The sequence below is a fragment of the Exiguobacterium sp. A1_3_1 genome, from assembly GCF_048985645.1.
Lineage (GTDB): Bacteria > Bacillota > Bacilli > Exiguobacteriales > Exiguobacteriaceae > Exiguobacterium_A > Exiguobacterium_A indicum.
This window is the reverse complement of record NZ_WBYY01000037.1, coordinates 1-22,308: the sequence shown is the minus strand read 5'-3', so window position 1 is coordinate 22,308 and position 22,308 is coordinate 1. Positions and strand designations below refer to the sequence as shown.

The 22,308-nt window shown below is 49.8% G+C and carries 22 protein-coding genes and 2 pseudogenes; 22 read left to right on the top strand and 2 right to left on the bottom strand.

The features are described 5' to 3' along the window. Positions 1 to 34: 34 nt before the first annotated feature. The 4 genes and pseudogenes from mnmG to F8N00_RS06025 all read left to right on the top strand — a co-directional run. Positions 35 to 1,585: pseudogene (gene mnmG / locus F8N00_RS06040) on the top strand (tRNA uridine-5-carboxymethylaminomethyl(34) synthesis enzyme MnmG); the annotation flags it as partial. Between the two features lie 5 nt (positions 1,586 to 1,590). Continuing rightward, positions 1,591 to 2,307 (top strand): 16S rRNA (guanine(527)-N(7))-methyltransferase RsmG, encoded by a 717-nt coding sequence (rsmG, locus tag F8N00_RS06035; RefSeq protein ID WP_023469858.1) that lies wholly within the window; start codon positions 1,591 to 1,593, stop codon positions 2,305 to 2,307. 48 nt (positions 2,308 to 2,355) lie between these two features. After that, positions 2,356 to 3,198 (top strand): nucleoid occlusion protein, encoded by an 843-nt coding sequence (gene noc, locus F8N00_RS06030; protein WP_023469857.1) that lies wholly within the window; start codon positions 2,356 to 2,358, stop codon positions 3,196 to 3,198. A 38-nt stretch (positions 3,199 to 3,236) separates the two neighbouring features. After that, positions 3,237 to 4,001 carry a ParB/RepB/Spo0J family partition protein gene (locus F8N00_RS06025; RefSeq protein ID WP_023469856.1) on the top strand — a complete coding sequence of 255 codons (765 nt, stop codon included), beginning with the start codon at positions 3,237 to 3,239 and terminating at the stop codon, positions 3,999 to 4,001. 37 nt (positions 4,002 to 4,038) lie between these two features. Here F8N00_RS06025 and yyaC read toward each other — a convergent pair whose 3' ends face one another. Then, the gene (gene yyaC / locus F8N00_RS06020) at positions 4,039 to 4,656 is read right to left on the bottom strand and encodes a spore protease YyaC (protein ID WP_034786343.1); all 618 of its coding nucleotides are present in this window, start codon (positions 4,654 to 4,656) and stop codon (positions 4,039 to 4,041) included. A 182-nt stretch (positions 4,657 to 4,838) separates the two neighbouring features. Between yyaC and F8N00_RS06015 the strand changes: the two genes are divergently transcribed. From F8N00_RS06015 to rlmH, 18 genes are all read left to right on the top strand, one after another. Beyond that, positions 4,839 to 5,768 (top strand): mechanosensitive ion channel family protein, encoded by a 930-nt coding sequence (locus tag F8N00_RS06015; protein WP_023469854.1) that lies wholly within the window; start codon positions 4,839 to 4,841, stop codon positions 5,766 to 5,768. Continuing rightward, on the top strand, positions 5,740 to 5,928 hold the full coding sequence (locus F8N00_RS06010) for a DUF951 domain-containing protein (RefSeq protein WP_023469853.1): 189 nt from the start codon (positions 5,740 to 5,742) through the stop codon (positions 5,926 to 5,928). Before F8N00_RS06015 ends, F8N00_RS06010 begins: the two co-directional genes overlap by 29 nt. Positions 5,929 to 6,156: 228 nt before the next feature. Beyond that, on the top strand, positions 6,157 to 7,257 hold the full coding sequence (gene ychF, locus F8N00_RS06005; protein WP_023469852.1) for a redox-regulated ATPase YchF: 1,101 nt from the start codon (positions 6,157 to 6,159) through the stop codon (positions 7,255 to 7,257). A gap of 120 nt (positions 7,258 to 7,377) precedes the next feature. Beyond that, positions 7,378 to 7,665 carry a 30S ribosomal protein S6 gene (gene rpsF, locus F8N00_RS06000; protein ID WP_023469851.1) on the top strand — a complete coding sequence of 96 codons (288 nt, stop codon included), beginning with the start codon at positions 7,378 to 7,380 and terminating at the stop codon, positions 7,663 to 7,665. Positions 7,666 to 7,688: 23 nt separating this feature from the next. Continuing rightward, the gene (gene ssb / locus F8N00_RS05995; protein ID WP_023469850.1) at positions 7,689 to 8,207 is read left to right on the top strand and encodes a single-stranded DNA-binding protein; all 519 of its coding nucleotides are present in this window, start codon (positions 7,689 to 7,691) and stop codon (positions 8,205 to 8,207) included. Positions 8,208 to 8,251: 44 nt separating this feature from the next. Continuing rightward, positions 8,252 to 8,482: a 30S ribosomal protein S18 gene (gene rpsR / locus F8N00_RS05990; protein ID WP_023469849.1), complete on the top strand. Its 231-nt coding sequence runs from the start codon at positions 8,252 to 8,254 to the stop codon at positions 8,480 to 8,482. Between the two features lie 134 nt (positions 8,483 to 8,616). Further along, the gene (locus tag F8N00_RS05985; protein ID WP_035395443.1) at positions 8,617 to 10,602 is read left to right on the top strand and encodes a DHH family phosphoesterase; all 1,986 of its coding nucleotides are present in this window, start codon (positions 8,617 to 8,619) and stop codon (positions 10,600 to 10,602) included. Further along, complete coding sequence (gene rplI / locus F8N00_RS05980; RefSeq protein ID WP_023469847.1) at positions 10,599 to 11,042, top strand: 50S ribosomal protein L9; 444 nt, start codon at positions 10,599 to 10,601, stop codon at positions 11,040 to 11,042. Before F8N00_RS05985 ends, rplI begins: the two co-directional genes overlap by 4 nt. 19 nt (positions 11,043 to 11,061) lie before the next feature. Beyond that, positions 11,062 to 12,414, top strand: a complete 1,353-nt coding sequence (gene dnaB / locus F8N00_RS05975) for a replicative DNA helicase (RefSeq protein WP_023469846.1) — start codon at positions 11,062 to 11,064, stop codon at positions 12,412 to 12,414. 211 nt (positions 12,415 to 12,625) lie between these two features. After that, positions 12,626 to 13,918 (top strand): adenylosuccinate synthase, encoded by a 1,293-nt coding sequence (locus F8N00_RS05970; RefSeq protein WP_035395447.1) that lies wholly within the window; start codon positions 12,626 to 12,628, stop codon positions 13,916 to 13,918. Positions 13,919 to 14,143: 225 nt separating this feature from the next. Then, complete coding sequence (gene yycF / locus F8N00_RS05965) at positions 14,144 to 14,851, top strand: response regulator YycF (RefSeq protein ID WP_023469844.1); 708 nt, start codon at positions 14,144 to 14,146, stop codon at positions 14,849 to 14,851. A 2-nt stretch (positions 14,852 to 14,853) separates the two neighbouring features. Continuing rightward, complete coding sequence (gene walK, locus F8N00_RS05960) at positions 14,854 to 16,704, top strand: cell wall metabolism sensor histidine kinase WalK (protein WP_055969786.1); 1,851 nt, start codon at positions 14,854 to 14,856, stop codon at positions 16,702 to 16,704. Next, on the top strand, positions 16,701 to 18,017 hold the full coding sequence (gene yycH / locus F8N00_RS05955) for a two-component system activity regulator YycH (protein WP_410756017.1): 1,317 nt from the start codon (positions 16,701 to 16,703) through the stop codon (positions 18,015 to 18,017). The genes walK and yycH overlap by 4 nt, the downstream gene beginning before the upstream one ends. A 6-nt stretch (positions 18,018 to 18,023) precedes the next feature. Further along, positions 18,024 to 18,860, top strand: a complete 837-nt coding sequence (locus F8N00_RS05950) for a two-component system regulatory protein YycI (protein ID WP_058265606.1) — start codon at positions 18,024 to 18,026, stop codon at positions 18,858 to 18,860. Positions 18,861 to 18,870: 10 nt separating this feature from the next. Then, positions 18,871 to 19,662, top strand: coding sequence for an MBL fold metallo-hydrolase (locus F8N00_RS05945; protein ID WP_023469840.1), 792 nt, complete (start codon positions 18,871 to 18,873; stop codon positions 19,660 to 19,662). Positions 19,663 to 19,768: 106 nt separating this feature from the next. Continuing rightward, positions 19,769 to 21,058, top strand: a complete 1,290-nt coding sequence (locus F8N00_RS05940; RefSeq protein ID WP_075643188.1) for a S1C family serine protease — start codon at positions 19,769 to 19,771, stop codon at positions 21,056 to 21,058. Between the two features lie 145 nt (positions 21,059 to 21,203). Beyond that, positions 21,204 to 21,365 (top strand): CxxH/CxxC protein, encoded by a 162-nt coding sequence (locus F8N00_RS05935; protein WP_023469838.1) that lies wholly within the window; start codon positions 21,204 to 21,206, stop codon positions 21,363 to 21,365. Positions 21,366 to 21,437: 72 nt separating this feature from the next. Next, positions 21,438 to 21,917 carry a 23S rRNA (pseudouridine(1915)-N(3))-methyltransferase RlmH gene (gene rlmH / locus F8N00_RS05930; RefSeq protein WP_075643187.1) on the top strand — a complete coding sequence of 160 codons (480 nt, stop codon included), beginning with the start codon at positions 21,438 to 21,440 and terminating at the stop codon, positions 21,915 to 21,917. Positions 21,918 to 22,067: 150 nt separating this feature from the next. Here rlmH and F8N00_RS05925 read toward each other — a convergent pair. Further along, a pseudogene (locus F8N00_RS05925) lies at positions 22,068 to 22,308 on the bottom strand (IS3 family transposase); the annotation flags it as partial.

Sequence of the window (22,308 nt, the reverse complement as noted above, 5' to 3'; positions counted from 1 at the left end):
AGTCTCGTGGGCTCGGAGATGTGTATAAGAGACAGAGGATGAACCGAATTTGCTTTTACGTCAAGCGCTCGTCGAACGGTTATTGATTGACGACGAAGGACGTTGCGTCGGTGTCGTCACGAATACAGGGGCGGAGTACCGGGCGAAAGCGGTCATCATCACGACAGGAACGTTCATGCGCGGAAAAATCATCATCGGTGAATTGTCGTACGAGAGTGGTCCGAACAATCAGATGCCATCGATCAATCTATCGAAACATCTTGAAGAACTCGGATTTGAGCTCGCACGTTTCAAGACAGGTACACCACCGCGAATCGACGGGAAAACGATCGATTACTCGAAGACGGAGATTCAACCAGGCGACGAAGTAGCACTTCCATTTAGTCATGAAACGACTCAGATGATCACGGAACAGATCCCATGCTGGTTGACGTATACGACGGAGTATACGCATCAGTTGATCGATGCGAACCTGCACCGCTCACCAATGTTCTCTGGGATGATCAAAGGAACAGGTCCACGTTATTGCCCATCGATCGAAGATAAGGTCGTCCGGTTCAACGATAAACCGCGTCACCAAATCTTCCTTGAGCCAGAAGGTCGCGATACGGAAGAAGTCTACGTGCAAGGGTTATCGACAAGTTTACCGGAAGACGTTCAACACGATATTCTCCGCTCGATTCCAGGGCTTGAGAATTCAGAAATGATGCGTCCTGGTTATGCGATTGAGTACGATGCCGTTGTTCCGACACAACTCTGGCCAACGCTCGAGACAAAACGGGTTCCGGGTTTATTCACAGCGGGTCAAATCAACGGAACAAGTGGGTATGAGGAAGCAGCGGGGCAAGGAATCATGGCAGGGATCAATGCCGGACTACAAGTCCAAGGCAAAGAACCACTTATCTTGTCACGTTCACAAGGCTATATCGGTGTCATGATCGATGATCTCGTCACGAAAGGTACGAACGAACCATACCGTCTCTTGACGTCACGCGCCGAGTACCGGTTGTTGCTCCGTCATGATAATGCGGACCTTCGCCTATCGGAAATCGGACATGAACTCGGATTGATCTCGGAAGAGCGCCAAGCGAAGTTGCTCGATAAACAAGAACAAATCCGTCTTGAGATGAAACGTCTTGAGAAGGTCGTCATCAAAGCGACAGCGGACGTGAATGCACAGCTAGAAGCAATTGGTGCATCACCACTCAAGGAAGCGCTGCATGCGATCACGTTGCTGAAACGCCCGGAAATTACGTATGCGATGATCGCGCAGATGACACCACCGGAAACACCACTGTCTGCAGAAGCAGCAGAACAAGTCGAAATCCAAGTCAAATATGCCGGCTACATCGATAAGCAACTTGATCAAGTCGAAAAAATGATGCGGATGGAGCAAAAACGGATTCCGGATCGTCTCGATTACGATGCGATCAGTGGATTAGCGATTGAAGCGAAACAAAAACTAAACCAAGTGCGTCCGCTCTCGATCGGACAAGCATCCCGGATCTCAGGGGTAAACCCGTCTGATATCTCGATTCTGCTTGTCTACATCGAGCAAGGCCAATACGCATTGACTGCGGAGTGAACGAGATGAACCAACAGCAATTCGTAACAGCATTGGCAGCACAGGGACTTGAAGTCTCAGAACATCAGTTGCATCAATTCAAACGGTATTATGAACTGCTCGTCGAGTGGAATGAAAAGATGAACCTGACAGCGATCACGGACGAAGAAGATGTCTATCTCAAGCACTTCTACGATTCGATCACAGCAGCGTTCTATTTCGATTTCACGACGGTCACGACGGTTTGTGATGTCGGAGCGGGCGCTGGTTTCCCAAGTCTGCCGATCAAGATCATGTTCCCACATCTCCAAGTGACGATCGTCGATTCACTGAACAAACGAATCGGCTTCCTCAATCATTTGGCGACGGAACTCGGACTAGAAGGTGTCGCGTTCCATCATGGACGCGCCGAAGAGTTCGGTAAAAATAAACAATTCCGCGAACGGTTCGACGTCGTGACAGCTCGTGCGGTCGCCCGGATGTCCGTTCTCGCGGAATATTGCTTACCGCTTGCGAAAGTCGGTGGACAATTCGTTGCCTTGAAGGCAGCGAAAGTCAGTGAAGAGCTCGAGGATGGTGCGATTGCCTTAAAAGTACTCGGTGGGAATTTACGGGAAAGTTTCCAGTTCCAATTGCCAGGCGAGGAAAGTGAGCGTAATATCGTTATTGTAGATAAAAAACGAACAACACCCGGGAAATATCCGCGTAAAGCGGGTACGCCTGCGAAAGATCCATTAAGCTAAACACCGTTTCACGTGAAACGATGACTGATAAAGGTGAGGTGCGCCAACGTGAGAAATGCAATTGCCAAGCTGCTCGGTAAGGGAGGGCAACCTGCTACGATCGAGCTTGACCCACAAGAGACGGTTCAGGAATTACCATTGACAGAACTTGTCGCAAACCAGTTCCAACCACGGACAGTGTTTGATGGGGACCGAATTGAAGAGCTAGCCGTTACGATCGAAGAGCATGGATTACTCCAGCCGATCGTCGTTCGAAAACAAGGAACAGGATACGAAATCATTGCGGGAGAACGACGATACCGGGCAGTGCGCTCGCTTGGCTGGGAAACGATTCCTGCCATCGTCAAAGAGATGACGGACGAGACGACTGCTTCACTGGCATTGATTGAAAATCTGCAACGCGAAGATTTGACACCAATCGAAGAAGCAGAAGCCTATGAGCGCTTGCTTGCGTTACAAGACATCACGCAAGAAGTGTTAGCTCGTAAGCTCGGACGTAGTCAATCGACGATTGCTAACAAATTGCGTTTGCTTCGATTGCCAACGGATGTCCGGGAAGCGTTGAAGCAACGGACGATCACGGAGCGTCATGCCCGTGCGTTATTACCGCTCAAGGATGAAGCGCTACAAGTAACGGTACTCGCTGAAATCCTGGAACGGGAATGGAACGTCAAGGAGACGGAGCGCCGGGTGGAACGATTGATGACACCACAGCCACCGAAGAAAAAACGTCATAAGAGCTTTGCTCGCGATACACGGATTGCGTTAAATACCCTTCGCGATTCCGTCGATATGATCGAGCAAACCGGATTGACGATTGAAAAAGAAGAAGTCGATTGTGAAGAATATGTAGAGGTGCGGATTCGCATCGTGAAGGCACGTCCGGAATAAGCGGTCGTGCCTTCCGCTACGTTTAGGAGAGAAGGCAAGTGAACGAATTACCTGTTCGGGCGATTCGCCCGAATCCGACTCAACCCCGGAAACGATTCAATGAAAAAGCATTAGAAGAGTTAGCCCAATCGCTCGTTCGACACGGGATGATCCAACCGATCGTCGTCCGACCACGTGATGGCTATTATGAAATCATCGCCGGCGAACGACGGTATCAAGCAGCGAGTCGCGCAGGATTCGAACGTGTACCGGTCCTCGTGATCGAAGCAGACGAGACACGCGTGATGGAGCTCGCTTTGATCGAAAACATCCAACGGGCGGATTTATCCGCGATTGAAGAGGCGATGGCGTATGCGGAGATGATCGAGGAATTCGGCATTACGCAAGCAGAGCTTGCGCAGCGTGTTGGCAAAAGTCGTTCGCACATCACGAACAGTCTTCGGTTACTACAATTGCCACTACTCGTTCAACAAGCCGTCATGGATGAGCGGCTATCGATGGGACATGCCCGTGCCCTATTGTCGCTGAAGCATCCAAAGAAGATCGAGCAGATGGCAGAACGCGTCATGGCGGAAAACTGGAACGTCCGTCGGTTGGAGCAGGCACTTCGGGAGCGAAAGGAAGCCGTCCGTCCGCAACAAGCGACCGCTGTCCAATTCGTCGAAGAGTCGCTTCGCGAAAAATACGGGGCGACGGTACGAATCAAACAAGGCAAACAGGCGGGGAAACTCGAGATTGATTTTGCAGATGAAGACGACCTCAATCGGTTGCTCGACTTGTTATTACCTGAATCGGATCAATGAAAAAGAAGCGTTCCGGTGACGGTTCGCTTCTTTTTCATTACATCGAACGGGGCGTGAAGGAAATCGTCGTCCGTGTCGATTCAGCGGATAGTTTCGCATCGAGCATGTGGAAACTGTTCGCGACGAGTTCTGCTAGTTCATAAACGAGATGTAACCGTGTATTTTGGAGAATCATCATCTCCATGAATCCACTGACGTTAACGACAGCCTTAATGTTGAAGTCACCGACCGCAGGCAATTCTTTTTGAACGCCGGCACCGGGTGCGAGTGGACCTTCCGAGAAGAAGACGTGCCCAACGCTTGAAAGTCGACCAAGACACGCATCAATTGCGATGACGAGCGGACGGTAATGGGTCGTTTGGATTGAGTGAATCGTTTCAGCGAGATTCAGTGCATGGACGGGTTTAGCGAGTGTACCGTAAACGTGGAGATGAGCAGGTGCTTGTTTTTCAAGGAATGTTCCGACAAGTGGACCGAGTGAGTCGCCCGTCGAACGATCAGAACCAATGCAAACGAGTACGATTGGTCGTTTTTCCTGGACTGCGGAGATTTGTTCGAATAATTGTTCGGCTAAGCGTTCTTTCGCGAACGGTTCCGTATATTCTAAAAAGAAAGAATAGGGCTTGGGCTCGTGCGAATGAAAGCGGAAATTCATCGAAATCATCCTTTCTTCTCTTGGTGTCGGTGTCGTGGTGGATTGGCAAGAGTGAAGGGTTCTTAGATGATTTTCCTTTCCCGGTTTTTCCAAAAATCTAACGTCAAAATCGGCTCTTTGGTTGAAACTCAATTAAAATCACGTATACTGTCGTAATAGAGAGAACAAGAAAGGATGAGAGAATGGCTACCAATCAAGATGTACAAGAATCCGTCGCCCAAGTCGATAAACTAATCAATCAAGTAATGGATGCGGATATGTGGATTCGTTTTGGGATGAAACTACTGATTGCGCTCATCATCATCGCGGCGTTCTATGTGTTAACGCGCGTTTTGACTGGGGCAGTCTCGCGTCTCTTTACGATTAGGAAAATCAATGAACAGGACTACTTGGCGCAACGTCAGAACGAGACATTACTGAAGTTGCTCCAAAATGCGATTCGTTATGTGCTCGGAATCGTCATGTTGTTGACGGTACTCAGTCAGTTCGGAATCAACATCACCGGTCTTGTCGCCAGTGCGGGGATTGCCGGTCTTGCGATTTCGTTCGGTGCGAAGAACTTGGTGCAAGATATCATTACCGGAGCGTTCATCATCTTCGAACGCCAGTTCAAAGTCGGAGATTATGTACGCGTCGGTGTGATCGAAGGAGTCGTAACGGAACTTGGAATCCGGACGACGAAACTAAAAGGACTCAACGGGGAGATCCACATCATCCCGAACGGTCAGATTTTGCAAGTCACGAACTATTCGGTCGACAACAGTTTCGCGCTCGTTGATGTTCAAGTCTCCTATGACGAAGATCTCGAACGGGTCGAACAAGTCTTGCATGAGATCGCGGACCGGACAACGAAGAAGTATGTCGATATGTTCGTCGAACCGATTCAGATGCTTGGCGTCCAGACGCTTGGTCCTTCTGAAGTCGTCTATCGTTTGATGGCAGAAGTACCACCGATGCAACATTTCCAAGCCGGTCGTCTAATCCGGAAGGAATTGAAGCAAGGACTAGAAGAAGAAAACATCAAGATCCCGTATCCACGGATGGTCATGATGAATCCAGAACAAAAGAATGGTGGACAAACGGATGATTCCAAAAACGTATCAACTCCATGATTATGTTGAGATGAAGAAGCAGCATCCATGTGGTACGAACCGATGGCAAATCATTCGGGTCGGCATGGATATCCGAATCAAATGTCAAGGTTGCGGAGCAAGCATTTTGATGCCACGTCGTGATTTTGATAAACGATTGAAAAAAGTCTTACCAGAGTAATGAAAAGCGGATCTGATCCTCGTGATTAGATTCGCTTTTTTGTTGTCTTGCTTAAGTGGAGCGGTTGCGTTCGGTTAGGACGTGAGTAAAAAAGACGGTCGAGCTCCTTGCTTAAAAAAATTGAACTATCTATAATTGTGAAAGATGTGCTGACGTGGTGTAATCATTCTACCCACTGCGGCCGCTAGCACGGATTTCCTAGGAAATACCGAAAAGGAGGAATTCCAAGTGGGATTAACAGCAGGAATCGTTGGCTTACCAAACGTAGGAAAATCAACACTTTTTAACGCCATCACACAAGCAGGTGTAGAGGCAGCGAACTACCCGTTCGCAACGATCGACCCGAACGTCGGTGTCGTTGAAGTACCAGATGCACGTCTTCGGAAATTGACGGAACTCGTCAACCCGAAAAAGACGATCCCGACAGCATTCGAATTCACGGATATTGCAGGTATCGTAAAAGGAGCGTCTAAAGGGGAAGGTCTCGGAAATAAATTCCTCGCGAACATTCGTGAGGTAGATGCGATCTGTCAGGTCGTGCGTTGTTTCGTCGATGAAAACATCACACACGTGGCCGGAAAAGTCTCACCGATCGATGACATCGAGACGATCAACCTCGAATTGATCCTCGCAGACCTCGAGCAAGTCGAAAAACGGATTCAGCGTGTCCAAAAACAAGTCAAGTCACGCGATAAAAACGCAGCGGCTGAACTCGAAGCACTTGAAATCGTGCAAGCATTACTCGAAGACGAGAAACCAGCACGTCTCGCTGAATTGAACGAAGATCAAGCAGCTCTCGTCAAACACTTCCAATTGTTGACGATGAAACCGATGCTTTACGTTGCAAACGTTGGCGAAGATGAAGTCGCAGACGCGGACAATAACGAAAACGTCCGTCTCGTACGCGAATTCGCAGAAAAAGAAGGTTCTGAAGTCATCGTCATCTGTGCTCGGATTGAAGAAGAGATTGCAGAGCTTGAGCCAGAAGAACGTCAAGAGTTCCTCGTCGATCTCGGAATCGAAGAATCAGGTCTTGATCAATTGATCCATGCAGCATACAGCACGCTTGGTCTTGCGACATACTTCACAGCAGGTGAAAAAGAAGTACGCGCTTGGACGTTCAAAAAAGGGATGAAAGCTCCGCAATGTGCGGGTGTCATCCACTCGGACTTCGAACGTGGATTCATCCGTGCAGAAGTCGTTTCGTACGAAGATTTAGCAGCAGCAGGCAACATGGCTACAGTCAAGGAACAAGGACGTTACCGTTCAGAAGGTAAGGAATATGTCTTCCAAGACGGCGATGTCGTCACATTCCGCTTCAACGTCTAATCGAAATCGAATCGTTATTGCATAAAGCAAAATACTTTGGTAGTATTAACGAATGTGAGTAATGAATTATTGCTCCTTGCTCGAACATTCGAGCCGCCAGTCCAAGAGGAGGTGACAGATATGCGTAAATACGAAGTACTTTACATCATCCGTCCGGAACTTGATGAGGAAGCACGCAAAGCAACAGTGGAGCGTTTCAACAAAGTCCTCACTGATAACGGTGGTACAGTTGATAAAACAACTGAAATGGGTAAACGTCGTTTCGCTTACGAAATCAATGATATGCGTGAAGGGTTCTACGTTCTTCTTAACGTTTCTGCTGAACCAGCAGCTACAAAAGAACTTGACCGTCTCATGAAGATCAGTGACGATATCGTTCGCTTAATGATCACAAAAGACGAGAAATAAGCTGAAACAGGAGAGTGATTCTGATGATTAACCGCGTCGTTTTAGTCGGTCGGTTAACTCGTGACCCGGAAATGCGTTATACGCAGAGCGGGATTGCGGTAACGCGATTCACACTCGCATGTGACCGTCCTTTCACAGGGCAAGATGGGAAGCGAGAAGCTGATTTCATCGATTGCGTCGTTTGGCGCAAGCAAGCAGAGAACGTTGCTCAGTATTTGAAGAAGGGTAGTCTTGCTGGTGTAGAGGGTCGCCTCCAGATTAGCAGCTACGACGATAAAGAAGGGCAACGCCGTTATCGTGCGGAAGTCGTCGCTGATAGCGTCCGCTTCCTTGAGTCACGTAACGCGAGCCGTTCTTCGGATGGTAGCGAAGGCTACGCTTCATCTACTGGTGGAAACGGGAATGCTGCAGGATGGGGTTCACAGCAACAGCAGAACAACTCTTCCTCGCCAGCACCCGCTTCATCGAATTCGGGCTTCGGCGCTGATCCGTTCAGCGGCGGTAGTTCGATCGACCTTTCAGACGACGATCTCCCGTTCTAAGGAAATCGTCCTGAAAAATCCAAGTTAAAAAGGAGGTTAATCACATGGCACGTCGTCCAGGTGGAAAACGTCGTCGTAAAGTATGTTACTTCACGTCGAACCACATCACTCATATCGATTATAAAGACGTAGAACTTCTCAAACGTTTCATTTCGGAACGCGGTAAGATTCTTCCACGTCGTGTGACTGGTACTTCAGCGAAATACCAACGTCCACTTACAATCGCAATCAAACGCGCACGTCAAATGGCTTTAATCCCATACGTGGCTGACTGATTTCGTAGCACCATCCTCATGCGTGAGGATGGTGCTTTTTTTCGCTTCCCTTTCATCCCCTCCTGCTTTTCGGTTATAATAAACAAGTTACTAAAAATTTAAATGAACCCTATAGAGCATATAAGGAGGACACGATGGAGTCAGGTCAACAAGTATCACCGGAACGAGAACGACGCATCGTTCGCTTCATTCCGTATCTATTAATCGTCGGTCTGCTTCTCGTCGTCGCTGTACGTGAACCGATCATCTCTGCTATCGGAGCCGTCGTGACTGCCCTCCTCTTCGGATTGCACCTATTCGAAGAACGCCGTGCACGCAGGGCATGGGAGGCATACGTCGCCGGAATCTCGATGCAAGTCGAGGAGACGGGACAAGATGCGTTGACGAACATGCCAATCGGGATTTTGTTATACGATGAGGAAACCCTCGTCACCTGGTTCAATGATCCGATGCGGGAGATCTTTGATGATGTAGCGATGGGACAGACGCTCAATGAGCTCGATCCCTTATTCATCGAAATGGTCGCGACGAACGAGGACCAAGCGACGCTTGAAATCGGTGATGCCGTATATCGCGTCTTTTCAAATCATGAGAATCGGACGTTCTATCTGTTCGATATGACAGAAGAAGCACAAGTCGAACAACAACTCGTCGATAATCAGACAGTCATCGGCGTTATCTATCTCGATAACTACGATGAGATGACACAAGGTATCGAAGATCAGTTGCGCAGTGAGTTGAACAGCCGAGTTACGCAACTGTTGAATCACTGGGCAGCCGAACACGGAACGTATATCAAACGAACCGCATCTGATCGGTACTTCATCGTCACGACAGAAGAGAATCTTCGGATTCTCGAACGATCGAAGTTCACGATTCTCGATACCGTGCGCGAAGAGACGAGTCAGCGTGGTGTCCAGTTGACGTTATCGATCGGAATTGGTTGCGGAAGTGACCCGATTCCGGCGCTTGGTCTGATGGCTCAGTCGAGTCTCGATCTCGCATTAGGACGGGGAGGCGACCAAGTCGTCATCAAACGCGATGGAAAAGTCCGCTTTTATGGCGGCAAGACGAATCCGACAGAAAAACGGACACGTGTCCGAGCACGTGTCATTGCCAACTCGCTTCGTGACTTAATGCAGGAATCGAGCCGTGTCCTGATCATGGGGCATAAGAATCCGGATATGGATGCACTCGGATCAGCGATCGGCATTTTGAAGCTTGCGGAAATGAACGATAAGGAAGCGCATATCGTTTTACCGCCAGAAGAAATCGGTCGTGGGATTCGCCGGATGATGGACGAGATCGCTGAAGTACCACAACTCGAGACACGGTTCGTCAATGCGTTTCAAGCCGATCAGTTAATTGACGATCAGACGTTACTCGTCGTCGTCGATACCCACAAACCGTCGCTCGTCGTCGTGCCGACGTTACTCGATCGATTCGAGCATATGGTCGTGATTGATCATCACCGGCGTGGGGAGGACTTCATCGAAGATGCGGTCCTCGTTTATCTCGAGCCTTACGCATCGTCGACGTCAGAACTCGTCACCGAGTTGATCGAGTACCAGCCGACGAATCAGAAGCTATCGATGCTTGAGGCGACGGCGTTACTTGCCGGAATCATCGTCGATACGAAAGGCTTTGCCCTTCGGACCGGCTCGCGGACGTTCGATGCTGCCTCTTACTTGCGTTCACAAGGTGCTGACACGGTGCTCGTGCAAGAGTTCCTCAGTCAGGATCTTGAGACGTACGTTGAGCAGTCACATATCCTCGAGCGGTCCGAGGTCTATACGAAAGGGATGGCGATTGCGACAGCAGAACCTGGCGTCATTCACGATCAAGTCTTGATCGCACAAGCGGCCGATCAATTGTTGTCGCTTCAAGGCATTCGTGCTGCCTTCGTCATTGCGGAACTTCAAGACGGACGGACTGCGATCAGTGCCCGTTCACTTGGGGAAGTCAACGTCCAGTTGATCATGGAGACGCTCGGAGGCGGCGGTCACTTGACGAACGCGGCGACACAGATGTCAGAATCGGTCGTCACGGTCGCGGATGCGTTGCGTAAAGCGATCGATCAATATCTAGAAGATGAGACAAAAGGAGAGGAATCAGAATGAAGGTTATTTTCTTACAAGATGTAAAAGGACAAGGTAAAGCAGGAGACGTCAAAGACGTGGCCGATGCTTATGCAAATAACGTACTCTTCAAGAAAAAGTTGGCACGTCCTGCGACGACTGGCAACTTGAAGCAACATGAAGCACATGAACGTAAAGCAGCAGAAGAAGCGAAACAGAACTTGCTTGACGCACAAGCGTTAAAAGAGAAAATCGAAAAAGAGACGATCGTCGTCTCGACGAAAGCCGGTGAAGGCGGTCGTGTCTTCGGTTCTGTCACAAGCAAACAGATCGCGGAAGCGCTCAAGAGCATGGGCTACAAGATCGACAAACGTAAAATCGAGCTCGAGCACCCAATCAAGGCACTCGGCTTTACAAAGGTACCATTGAAGCTACACAACGAAGTGACAGCGACGCTGAACGTTCAGGTCAAAGAGGCGTGAGTAGAAAAGGGGAACGGTGATGAGTGAAGTCATGCAAAATATGCCTCCCCAAAGTATCGAGGCAGAACAAGCCGTCCTAGGGGCGATCATGATTGATGCGGATCGTTTGATCAGTGCATCAGAACGTCTGTTACCGCAGGACTTTTACCGTGCCTCTCACCAACGGATCTTCGAAGCGATGCTCGTACTGTCCGACCGAGGCGAAGCAATCGACCTCGTCACGGTCACAGCCGAGCTGAGTACGCTTGGCATCCTAGATGAGATCGGTGGTCTACCGTATCTAGCGGAACTAGCGGAAGGTGTACCAACCGCAGCCAACATCAATTACTACGTTAACGTCGTTGACCAGAAGTCGACGCTTCGGCGTCTCATTCGGACGGCGGGTGAAATCGTCACTGACGGATACGAGCGGCAAAACGAGGTCGATGTCCTGCTGAATGAGGCAGAACGGAAGATTCTCGAAGTATCACAAGGAAAAGGGAGCGCGAGTTTCATCCCGATCTCGGACGTCTTGACGAGTGCCTATGCAACGATTGATAAATTGCATAAACAAAGCGGCGAGACGACGGGGATTCCGACCGGTTTCCAGGATCTCGATAAGATGACGGCCGGCTTCCAGCGTAACGATCTAATCATCGTCGCAGCACGTCCATCGGTCGGGAAGACGGCGTTTGCCTTGAACATCTCGCAAAACGTCGCGACACGCGCTGACGAGAACGTCGCCATCTTTAGTCTTGAGATGGGTGCCGAACAGCTCGTCATGCGGATGCTCTGTGCCGAAGGAAACGTCGATGCGCAACGACTCCGGACTGGTCAACTCGAAGAAGAGGACTGGGGCAAGTTATCGCTTGCGATGAGTAACCTGTCTCAAGCCGGCATCTACATCGACGATACACCAGGGATTCGGGTCAACGATATCCGGGCGAAGTGCCGTCGTTTGAAGCAGGAGCACGGGCTTGGGATGATCATGATCGATTACTTGCAGCTGATTCAAGGGAATGGTCGCTCCAGCGACAACCGTCAACAAGAGGTCTCGGAAATTTCCCGTTCCTTGAAATCACTCGCGCGTGAACTCGAAGTCCCCGTCATCGCCTTATCGCAGCTCTCCCGTGGGGTTGAGAGTCGTCAAGATAAACGACCGATGATGTCGGATATCCGGGAATCGGGAGCGATCGAGCAAGATGCCGATATCGTCGCCTTCTTGTATCGTGACGATTACTACAATAAAGAAACGGAAGATGCGAATACGATTGAGATCATCATCGCAAAACAGCGGAATGGTCCAACCGGAACGGTCAAACTCGCCTTCCGAAAAGAATTCAACAAGTTCGTGGATCTCGAGCCAAGCAACTCGTACGCGCCACCAGCTTAATCCAAGCTACGTTTTGTCTTCGATCAATCGGAGATAAAACGTAGCTTTTTTTATTTTCACCTAAAGATTCTCAGTTTATTCATCAAAAACGATAATTAAACGAACGAAAGAGAATTGTAACAATTAATTGTTCGGTATTTGGTTGACTTCTTTTTTTTATCGCGTTACACTTAGTCGTGGTTTTGAATCGTACGTGGAGGTGGATGATAAGATGTCATCAGTAGTAGTAGTCGGAACACAGTGGGGCGACGAAGGAAAAGGGAAAATCACCGATTTTCTTTCGAAACAAGCCGACGTCGTAGCACGTTATCAAGGTGGAGACAATGCAGGACATACGATCGTATTCAATAACGAGACGTACAAATTGCACTTGATCCCATCAGGTATTTTTTACTCGGATAAGAAATGTGTCATCGGGAACGGTCTCGTCGTTAACCCGAAATCACTCGTCAAGGAATTGAAGTATCTGCACGATCGTGGTGTCTCAACGGATAACTTGTTAATTTCGAATCGGGCGCATGTCATCTTGCCGTATCATCAGTTGCAGGATCAGTTAGAAGAAGAAGCGAAGGGCGACGCAAAAGTCGGAACGACGCTAAAAGGAATCGGACCGTGCTACATGGATAAAGCCGCACGAATCGGAATCCGGATGGCAGACTTACTCGACAAAGAAACGTTCGCTGAGAAGTTGAAGATCGTTCTCGACCAAAAGAACCGGATGTTCACGAAGATGTATGACGCTGAACCAGTCGCGTTCGACGATATCTTCGAAGAATACTATGCGTATGGACAAGAATTCGCGAAATACGTCTGCGATACATCCGTCGTCGTCAACGATAGCCTTGATCACGGCGAAAAAGTGTTGTTTGAAGGCGCACAAGGTGTCTTACTCGACCTTGACCACGGAACGTACCCGTTCGTTACATCGTCGAACGCATCAGCTGGCGGTGTCGCATCAGGTGTCGGTGTCGGTCCAGCTCGGATCGACCACGTCGTCGGTGTCTGTAAAGCGTACACGTCACGTGTCGGTGACGGTCCGTTCCCAACGGAATTGTTCGATGACATCGGGCACCAAATCCGTGAAGTCGGTCGTGAATACGGAACAACGACAGGACGTCCGCGTCGTGTCGGTTGGTTCGACTCTGTTGTCGTTCGCCACTCGCGCCGTACAAGTGGATTGACGGATCTTGCGCTCAACTCGATCGACGTCTTGACAGGACTCGACACGTTGAAGATCTGTACATCGTACGAATTCAACGGTAAACAGATCGATGAGTACCCAGCAAGCTTCCGTGATCTCGAGGCATGTGTTCCAGTTTACGAAGAACTGCCGGGCTGGAAAGAGGACATCACAGGTGTCCGTCGCTTTGAAGATCTACCGTTGAACGCACAGAACTACGTTAAGCGGATTGCGGATCTCACAGGTATCTCGCTCGTCACGTTCTCGGTCGGACCGGGTCGTGAACAGACAGTCGTCTTGCGTGATCTCTACGAAGAAGCATAAGTCTCAACAGCCTCTTGCCTCCTGCAAGAGGCTGTTTTTTGTGCGAAATGGTTCACAAACGGAAGCAAAAACAGGTATACTGAATACAGTGTTTCACGTGGAACCTCTCTCGTGAGACGACGAACAGTAGAGAGAGTGGCGCCGGGAGTTTCCGTCGCCACCTTTCTATATGCCGAAAAAACAGGTAAAATAGATTGAATAGAAATTTTTAAGGGGGCACACCCAGTGACGGAACGCAAAATTCTAGTCGTCGATGACGAGTTACCGATTGCAGATATACTCAAGTTTAAATTAGAAAAAGAAGGCTACCAGGTCGCGATCGCAAATGACGGCGTGGAGGCATTAGAGAAATTCGAGGAGTTCAAACCGGATTTGATGTTGCTCGACATCATGCTCCCGTTAATGGACGGGATGGAGGTCTGCCGGGAAGTCCGGAAGACGTCGAAGATTCCAATCATCATGTTGACAGCGAAGGATTCCGAAATCGATACGGTACTTGGTCTTGAGCTTGGTGCGAACGATTACGTGACGAAGCCATTTAGCTCGCGCGAGTTACTTGCCCGTGTGAAAGTCCACTTACGCAACACGAGTCCGGAAGCTACACCACAACCGGTTGGACCAGGTCCACTCAAAGTCGGAGAACTGTATATCGATACGAATTCGCATACGGTGACACGGAAGGATCAAAAAATCGAGCTGACGCAGCGTGAGTTCGAATTGTTGCACTACCTCGCGAAAAACATCGGTCAAGTCATGACACGTGAGCATTTGTTACAGACGGTCTGGGGCTATGACTACTTCGGTGACGTCCGGACAGTCGACGTAACGGTACGTCGTCTCCGTGAGAAAGTCGAAGACAACCCAAGTACGCCGGTCTATATCATGACGCGTCGTGGTGTCGGCTACTATCTCCAAGACGGGGAGAATGAATAACGATGTTAAAAGGAACGAACTTCTTTAAATCCATCCAATGGAAACTCGTCGTCATCTATGCCTTATTGATCTTAGTGGCGATGCAGGTCATTGGCGTCTATTTCGTTCGTTCCCTTGAAAAGCAGTACATTACGAACTTCTCGAAGTCGGTCGAGGACCGGGCAGGTCTTGTCGCCTATAACGTCGGGAAGGAATTCGATAAAACAGGCGATGATGAAGCCTCCAAACGGCAGTTGTCCCAATCACTAGGGCAACTGCTGTCTGAGTTTAGTAATGGCTCCACCTCAAGGAACGACATCCTCGAAGTTCAAATCATTGACCAGGACTCGATCATCCAGGCGACATCGGATAACGAGAACCAGTCGGCGGTCGGACAACGAGCGACGAATTCATTGATTAAAAAAGCACAGGCAACGAGCTCGACCCGGACGGACACCGTGCTTGATCCGGAATCAGAGGATAAGATCCGGATCTTTGCCGTACCGGTCACCTCGGAACGAGACGGCGTCACGACCGGGATGATTTATGTCCGCGCCTCGATGGAGTCGATCTATTCGCAGATGCAACAGGTCACGCGGATTCTTGCGACTGGAACGGTCATCGCTCTCGTCATCACGTCAATTCTCGGTGTGTTGCTGTCGCGGACGATCACGCGCCCGATTTCCGATATGCGGCGTCAAGCGATCGAGATGCGACGCGGGAACTTCTCGCGGAAGGTTAAGGTCTATTCGGACGATGAGATCGGTCAGCTCGCTCGTTCGTTCAACGAATTGACGGATGAGTTACTCGAAGCAAACGCGACGACGGAAGCCGAACGGCGGAAGTTGACGAGTGTCCTAGAGAACATGACCGATGGCGTCATCGCGACGGACCGGACGCTTCGCGTCATCTTGATGAACGATCAAGCGAAGGATATCGTCGGTGCAGATGATGCGAGCGTCGTCGGCACGAACCTGAAGGACTTACTGGCACTCGGTGACGATTTCATGATTCCGGAAGACGGTACGATGCCACCGCGTCTGCTTGATTTCAGCAGTGAGGATGAACTGTTCCTCGTCCGGGCATTCTTCTCGCCCGTCAAGAAACACAGTGGTCCGATTACCGGGATGATCGTCGTCCTGCATGACGTCACGGAACAGGAGCAAGTCGAACAGGATCGTCGCGAATTCGTCGCGAACGTCAGTCACGAGCTCCGGACACCGCTGACGACGATGCGCAGCTATCTCGAAGCCTTGGCAGAAGGAGCGTATCAGGACGAGGAACTCGCACCGCGTTTCCTTGAGACGACACAAAACGAGACGGAGCGGATGATCCGCCTCGTTACCGATCTCTTACAACTGTCGAAGATGGACAGTAAGGAATACAAAATGAACAAGGTCCGCTTCGATTACATTCAGTTCCTGAATGAGATTCTCGATCGCCATGACATGACGAAGCCGGAACGGATTCGTTTCCGTCGTAAGATCATGAAGCGGAAAGTCTATATCCGTGGGGATCAGGATAAATTGATCCAAGTCGCAGACAACATCCTGACGAATGCAATCAAGTACTCACCGGAAGGCGGAACTATCACTGTCCGGACGATGCTCCGGGCAAAACGGATCGTCATCAGCATCAAGGATGAAGGTGTCGGAATCCCGAAAGCGAATCTCCAAAAAATATTCGAACGCTTCTATCGTGTCGATAAAGCCCGTGCCCGTAAAATCGGCGGCACCGGTCTTGGTCTGTCGATTGCAAAAGACGTCGTTTCGGCACATGGTGGCGACATCTGGGCAGAAAGTGAATGGGGACGCGGCACGACGATTTACTTCACGCTTCCGTATGAGGTGATCGAAGAGGTGGATGCCGGATGAAGAAACAACACTGGAGTTCGCTGTTACTCGTCCTGCTTGTCGCCGGTTCGATCGCTCAGACAGCGATGCTCTGGACCTATCATCCAAGCAGTGAATCAATCGAGCGGGAACAGGTCTCGTTCAACGAGATCGATGCCTCAAAGACGATTGAAAGCAACCAACTGATTAACCCGGAACTACTCGTCTATTCGGATCAGGAAGGGATCTATCAGACACAAATCATCGGTCGGACCTTCCTTAACCGAATCGGTGCGTCGTTTAACATCGGTGTCCTTGTCTTGACGGATAAAGCGAATAACATCCCGGTCGGTGACCGAAGTGTCGAAATGATCTTTCCAACGCCAATCAGTGCGACGATTCTTGAAGAGTTACTCGGAGAAAAACAAATCGCCTTCTCGGAACCGATCAAACGGCTCTATTTACTCGATTATGATGGACCGATCCTCCGTCTCGAGTCGGCGACCGGTCGCCTGAAGGACTTCAAGCTCGTCGGCGATGAGACGGTTCTGAAGCGACTGTTCGCGCATGATAAGAAAAAACCGATGACACGCGTCGAACTCAAAGGTGGCGATTATACGTATGTCGCGAGCGGTACGACGCGATTAGAGCAAGTCTTCGTCTATGACGAGGTCGGGCAATCGCCAAAACCACTTGATCGCATTCGGAGTGCCTTTTTTGCTGAGAACTCGAACGTCCAGCAAATCAAGAGTCGGGATGATCTTGACGTCTTGACGGACGGTGTCAGCGTTTCGACGTATGACCGAAACTACAATGTCTATCGCTTCAACACGTTATCGCCGAATACCCAAAGCTCGACCGTCGATTACAGCACGCTCGTCAGCTATGTCAACATTCATGGGGGCTGGCTCGATCAAGATACCCAGCGTAGTGGTTTCCGGTATTATTTTGATCAGATGAGTAAAAAGAGTGAGGAACAGACGGCGACGTTCCGATTGTATCTGAACCGATATCCGGTATTTGGGGAGAGTGGTCCGTTGCTCGAACAGACGAAGTTCGATCTCGCGACACTGAAGATCATGTATGAGGAGAACCAAGTCCGATCGCTCAGCCGTAGCATGCTCCGAGCGAAGCGGAAACTGATTCTTCGGGAAGAAACGGTGCCAGCCGTTGAAACGGTTCTCGAACGTCTGAACCGTGCTGATCTCTTAAAAGAGATCAGTGGAATCCGGATTGGATATGAGATGACGTATAAGATTTCAACGAGCCGCTATGCCGTCTTTGAGCCGACGTGGTTCATCAAAATCGACGGCGTCTGGCAATCGATCAATCAAGCTGTCGGGAATGAGGGGTGAGGATGAATGGACTGGAGTAAAGCGAAGACCTTATTGATGCTGACCTTTTTGATCCTGAACGTCTACCTTGCCATTCAATTGATGGACCGGATGGTCGAGCCGCGGATCGTCGCGACGAGTGCGACCGGTAAATCGATCTTGAAGGATCGTCAAATCGATGAGAAAAAACTACAACCGGTTACGCGAGACATCGGCTATTTAACAGCCGAAGTCGATGCGCGAACACTGGCGCCACTTGCTAGTTCACCGATTCGTGACGCGGTCGCTTCCGTCAAGAACGATGTCGAGTGGTCGGTCCGGTTGACGAAACCGTATCGACTCGAAACGAAGACGATGCGGGATTCTGCTTCATCGTTCGTTCAAGCGTCCGTTCGGTATGGTGCCGAATATACATTTTGGAAGTATGATAGTAAGTATCAGGAGATGACATTCGTTCAGACGTATAAGGGACAGCCGCTCTATTCGACACCACAGCAGTCGCGTGAGGACGATGCGATGATCGGACCGTCCCTGCTCGTCTTGCAGCTCAACGATGCGAAGGAAATCGTCAGCTACAAACAACGTCACTTGAACAAGGTCGTTCGGCAAGCACAGGACGTGACGTTGTTATCGGCAAGTGAAGCGATCGTCCAGTTGTCGGAACAAGGTTTGTTCCCGGCATCAAAGCGGTTGACGAGTCACAAGCTCGGTTATTTTTGTCTCGTCACGGAAGGCACGGAATCGGTCCAAATCCTGCCGCCGACGTGGCAAATCGAGCTCGACAATGAAGAAGTCTACTTCGTCAATGCGATTGACGGCGGTGTCCAGACCGTCGAACGATTGGATACAGTCTCAGAGAAATGAGGAATGCACGATGAGCCTACACTACAGCGTCATGGCCAGTGGCTCGACGGGGAACGCCCTCTATATCGAAAGTGAACAGACCCGCTTGCTCGTTGACGCGGGACTGACTGGCAAGGCGATGCTCGCCTTGTTCGACCAGATTGACCGGTCGCCGCATGGCATCGATGGTCTGTTCGTCACCCATGAGCACTCCGACCATATCAAAGGCGTCGGTATCATGGCACGGAAGTACAATATCCCGCTCTATGCGAATGAAAAGACGTGGGCAGCGATGGAAGCGAAGATCGGTAAGATTGATCCGGCGCTGAAGTTCCTCTGGGAAGTCGGAGAGGTCAAGCAGTTCGGTGACATCGAAGTCGAATCGTTCAATGTCAGTCATGATGCAGCGGATCCGATGTTCTTCCAGTTCGCGCACGAAGGAAAACGGTTGGCACACATCACGGATACCGGATACGTCTCGGACCGGATGAAAGGTGTCATTCGGGGCGCTGATGCCTATATCTTCGAAGCGAACCATGATATCGGTATGCTCCAGATGGGACATTACCCGTGGAGCGTCAAACGACGGATCCTTGGGGATTACGGACACGTCTCGAACGAGGACGCCGCAATCGCGATGAGCGAGGTCCTCGATGACCGGACAAAACGGATCCACATGGCCCACTTGAGCAAGGACAACAACATGAAGGAACTCGCCCGGATGAGTGTCTCCCAAACGCTCGCGAGCCGTGACGTCGATCTGAGTAAGATTCAGCTTCTCGACACGGATCCGGTCATTCCGACGCCGCTCCTGAAGCTTTGATTATGGGAAATTACTGAATATGCTCAAAAGACCCCCACATTTGGCTCACTTGCCACGTGATGGGGGTATACTTGTGTAAAGAGAGTCATAAAGGAGGCGTATGTCGATGGATCGACCCGAAGAACCACGGAACGAATCCGAACGATACGAACAGTCATCCGATGAGAGCGGCTTCCCGCCCCGTCAGCCGGCAACGAGCGAACCGGTCAGCCCTTATCGTGAACCATATGAAGAACAACCAGAACCACCGCGTCGTCGCGGTGCCGGAAAAGCCTTTTTCGTCGGTCTGATCGGCGGAATCGTCGGAGCCTTGTTGATTGCCCTCGTCGCGTGGCCGTTCGTCCGCGATGAGATGACGAGTCCGACTCCGGTTTCGTCGACGACAGCGGAACAGACTGCAACACAGACGACAGAGGATGAAGCCGACATCGTCGGTGCGGTTGGTAAGACGAAGGAAGCCGTCGTGAGCGTGACGAACCTTCAGAGCTCGTTCCAAGGAACCGATCAGGAAACGGGTGCAGGGTCCGGCGTCATCTATAAAAAAGACGGCAATAAAGCCTACGTCGTCACGAACTACCACGTCGTTGAAGGGGCGAACCGCTTGTCTGTCACGTTATCCGACGGAACAGCACTCGAGGCAAAAGTCCTCGGGGAAGATCCGACGTACGATTTAGCGGTCTTGTCGATTGATTCATCGAAAGTGACACAAGTCGCAAAACTGGGGGATTCGGATACGTTACGTGCCGGTGAAACGGTGCTTGCGATCGGAAATCCACTCGGAATCTTCGCGAACTCCGTCACGCGCGGTGTCATCAGTGCGCAGGAACGGACGGTTCCCGTCGATACGAACAAGGATGGACAGCAAGACTTCAATACGGAAGTCATCCAAACGGATGCAGCGATCAACCCGGGGAACTCCGGTGGAGCGCTCATCAACACAGCTGGTCAATTAATCGGGATCAACTCGATGAAGATCGCGGAAGCAAGTGTCGAAGGAGTCGGGTTTGCGATTCCGATCAACGAAGCGTTACCAATCATGCGTGATCTCGAGCAAAATGGTGAAGTCGTTCGTCCACAGCTCGGGATTCAGATTCGTGACGTGCAGGAATTCCCAAGCGGATATCGCGAAGATCGTCTGAAATTACCGAATGATGTCACGAAAGGAATCGTCGTCGTCGGTCTGACACGTAACAGCGGAGCCGAAAAAGCGGGTATGAAGGCAAACGATGTCATCGTTGAGATCAACGGAAAAGCGATCGCATCGTTCGCTGATCTAAAAAGTGTTCTCTACCGGGATGCAAAAGTTGGCGAAACGGTCAAAGTCACGTTCTACCGTGGCGGTGAAAAACAGACAGCAGATGTGAAGTTGTCAGCTCAGTCACCAACTGTTCAGTAAAGCATAATCTGAAAAACCATCCACAGGTCCGACCTGTGGATGGTTTTTTTGAGTGAAGAAACCTGCGCCTTTTCCGGTCAGGAAGGTCGATATTTGTTATACTGGAAGCGGATAAATGTGGATAAGTGAAAGGAGGAGACCACCTGTGGATAAGTACGTCTGTTTAGAACATGTCGAGCTCGCGCTTGACGAAATCGTGGATGAAACAGAACAATACCCGATTCTCGATCAGCTAAATCCAGAAAAAAACATCACGTGTGAATACTGTGACGCACCGGCAACATATCTTGTGTCAAGCAAAAAATAAATATCAACATGTGGATTTGTGGATAACTCTGTGGATAACTCCTGAATTTTCTGTCAGAAAGCGAGAAAAAAGATGCAAATTACCATCATTACGGTCGGAAAGCTAAAAGAGAAGTATTTGAAACAAGGCATCGCCGAATATACGAAGCGTCTCGGCGCCTACTGCTCGATCCAAGAAATCGAGGTCGCGGACGAAAAGGCACCAGAGCAGTTGAGTGAAGCGGAGATGGCGCAAGTGAAGAAAAAAGAGGGCGAACGGATTTTAGCGAAGATCGGACCGGATGTTCATGTCCTCGCACTTGCTATCGAAGGAAAACAACGGACGAGTGAACAGTTCGCAAAAGAACTCGATCAACTCGCGACATATGGCAAGAGCAAAATTGCTTTCGTCATCGGTGGATCACTCGGTCTTGCACCAGAAGTGATTCAGCGTGCGAATGATACGATTTCGTTTTCAAAGATGACATTTCCGCATCAATTGATGAAGATGATTTTGTGTGAACAGATTTATCGGGCGTACCGGATTAATCGGAATGAGCCGTATCATAAGTAAAGACGATTTTTCATAAAGAAGAGAGTTTGAAATAGAACTGGTTTGGACTAACATACAATTATGAAGCAATATAAAACATCTTCGGAATGTTAAACGTTAATGAACTGATCTCTAGAGTTTGGATAGTTTAATAAAAGCACCCTTAACGTTTTAAGCTGCTATGAGATGGCTTCGGTATTGCACCGGAGTCATCTTTTGTAGTTTCCATTGTCTTCTTTCGCTATTGTAATAATCAATGTAAGCATCAACCATGATACAGACCTCATCGCGGTCAGATGCTAATTTATGATCGACATAATCTTTCAAGTGACCAAAGAATGTTTACATTGGCGCATTATCCAGGCAGTTTCCTCTACGAGACATAGATTGAAGCATTCCCATCTCACGGATT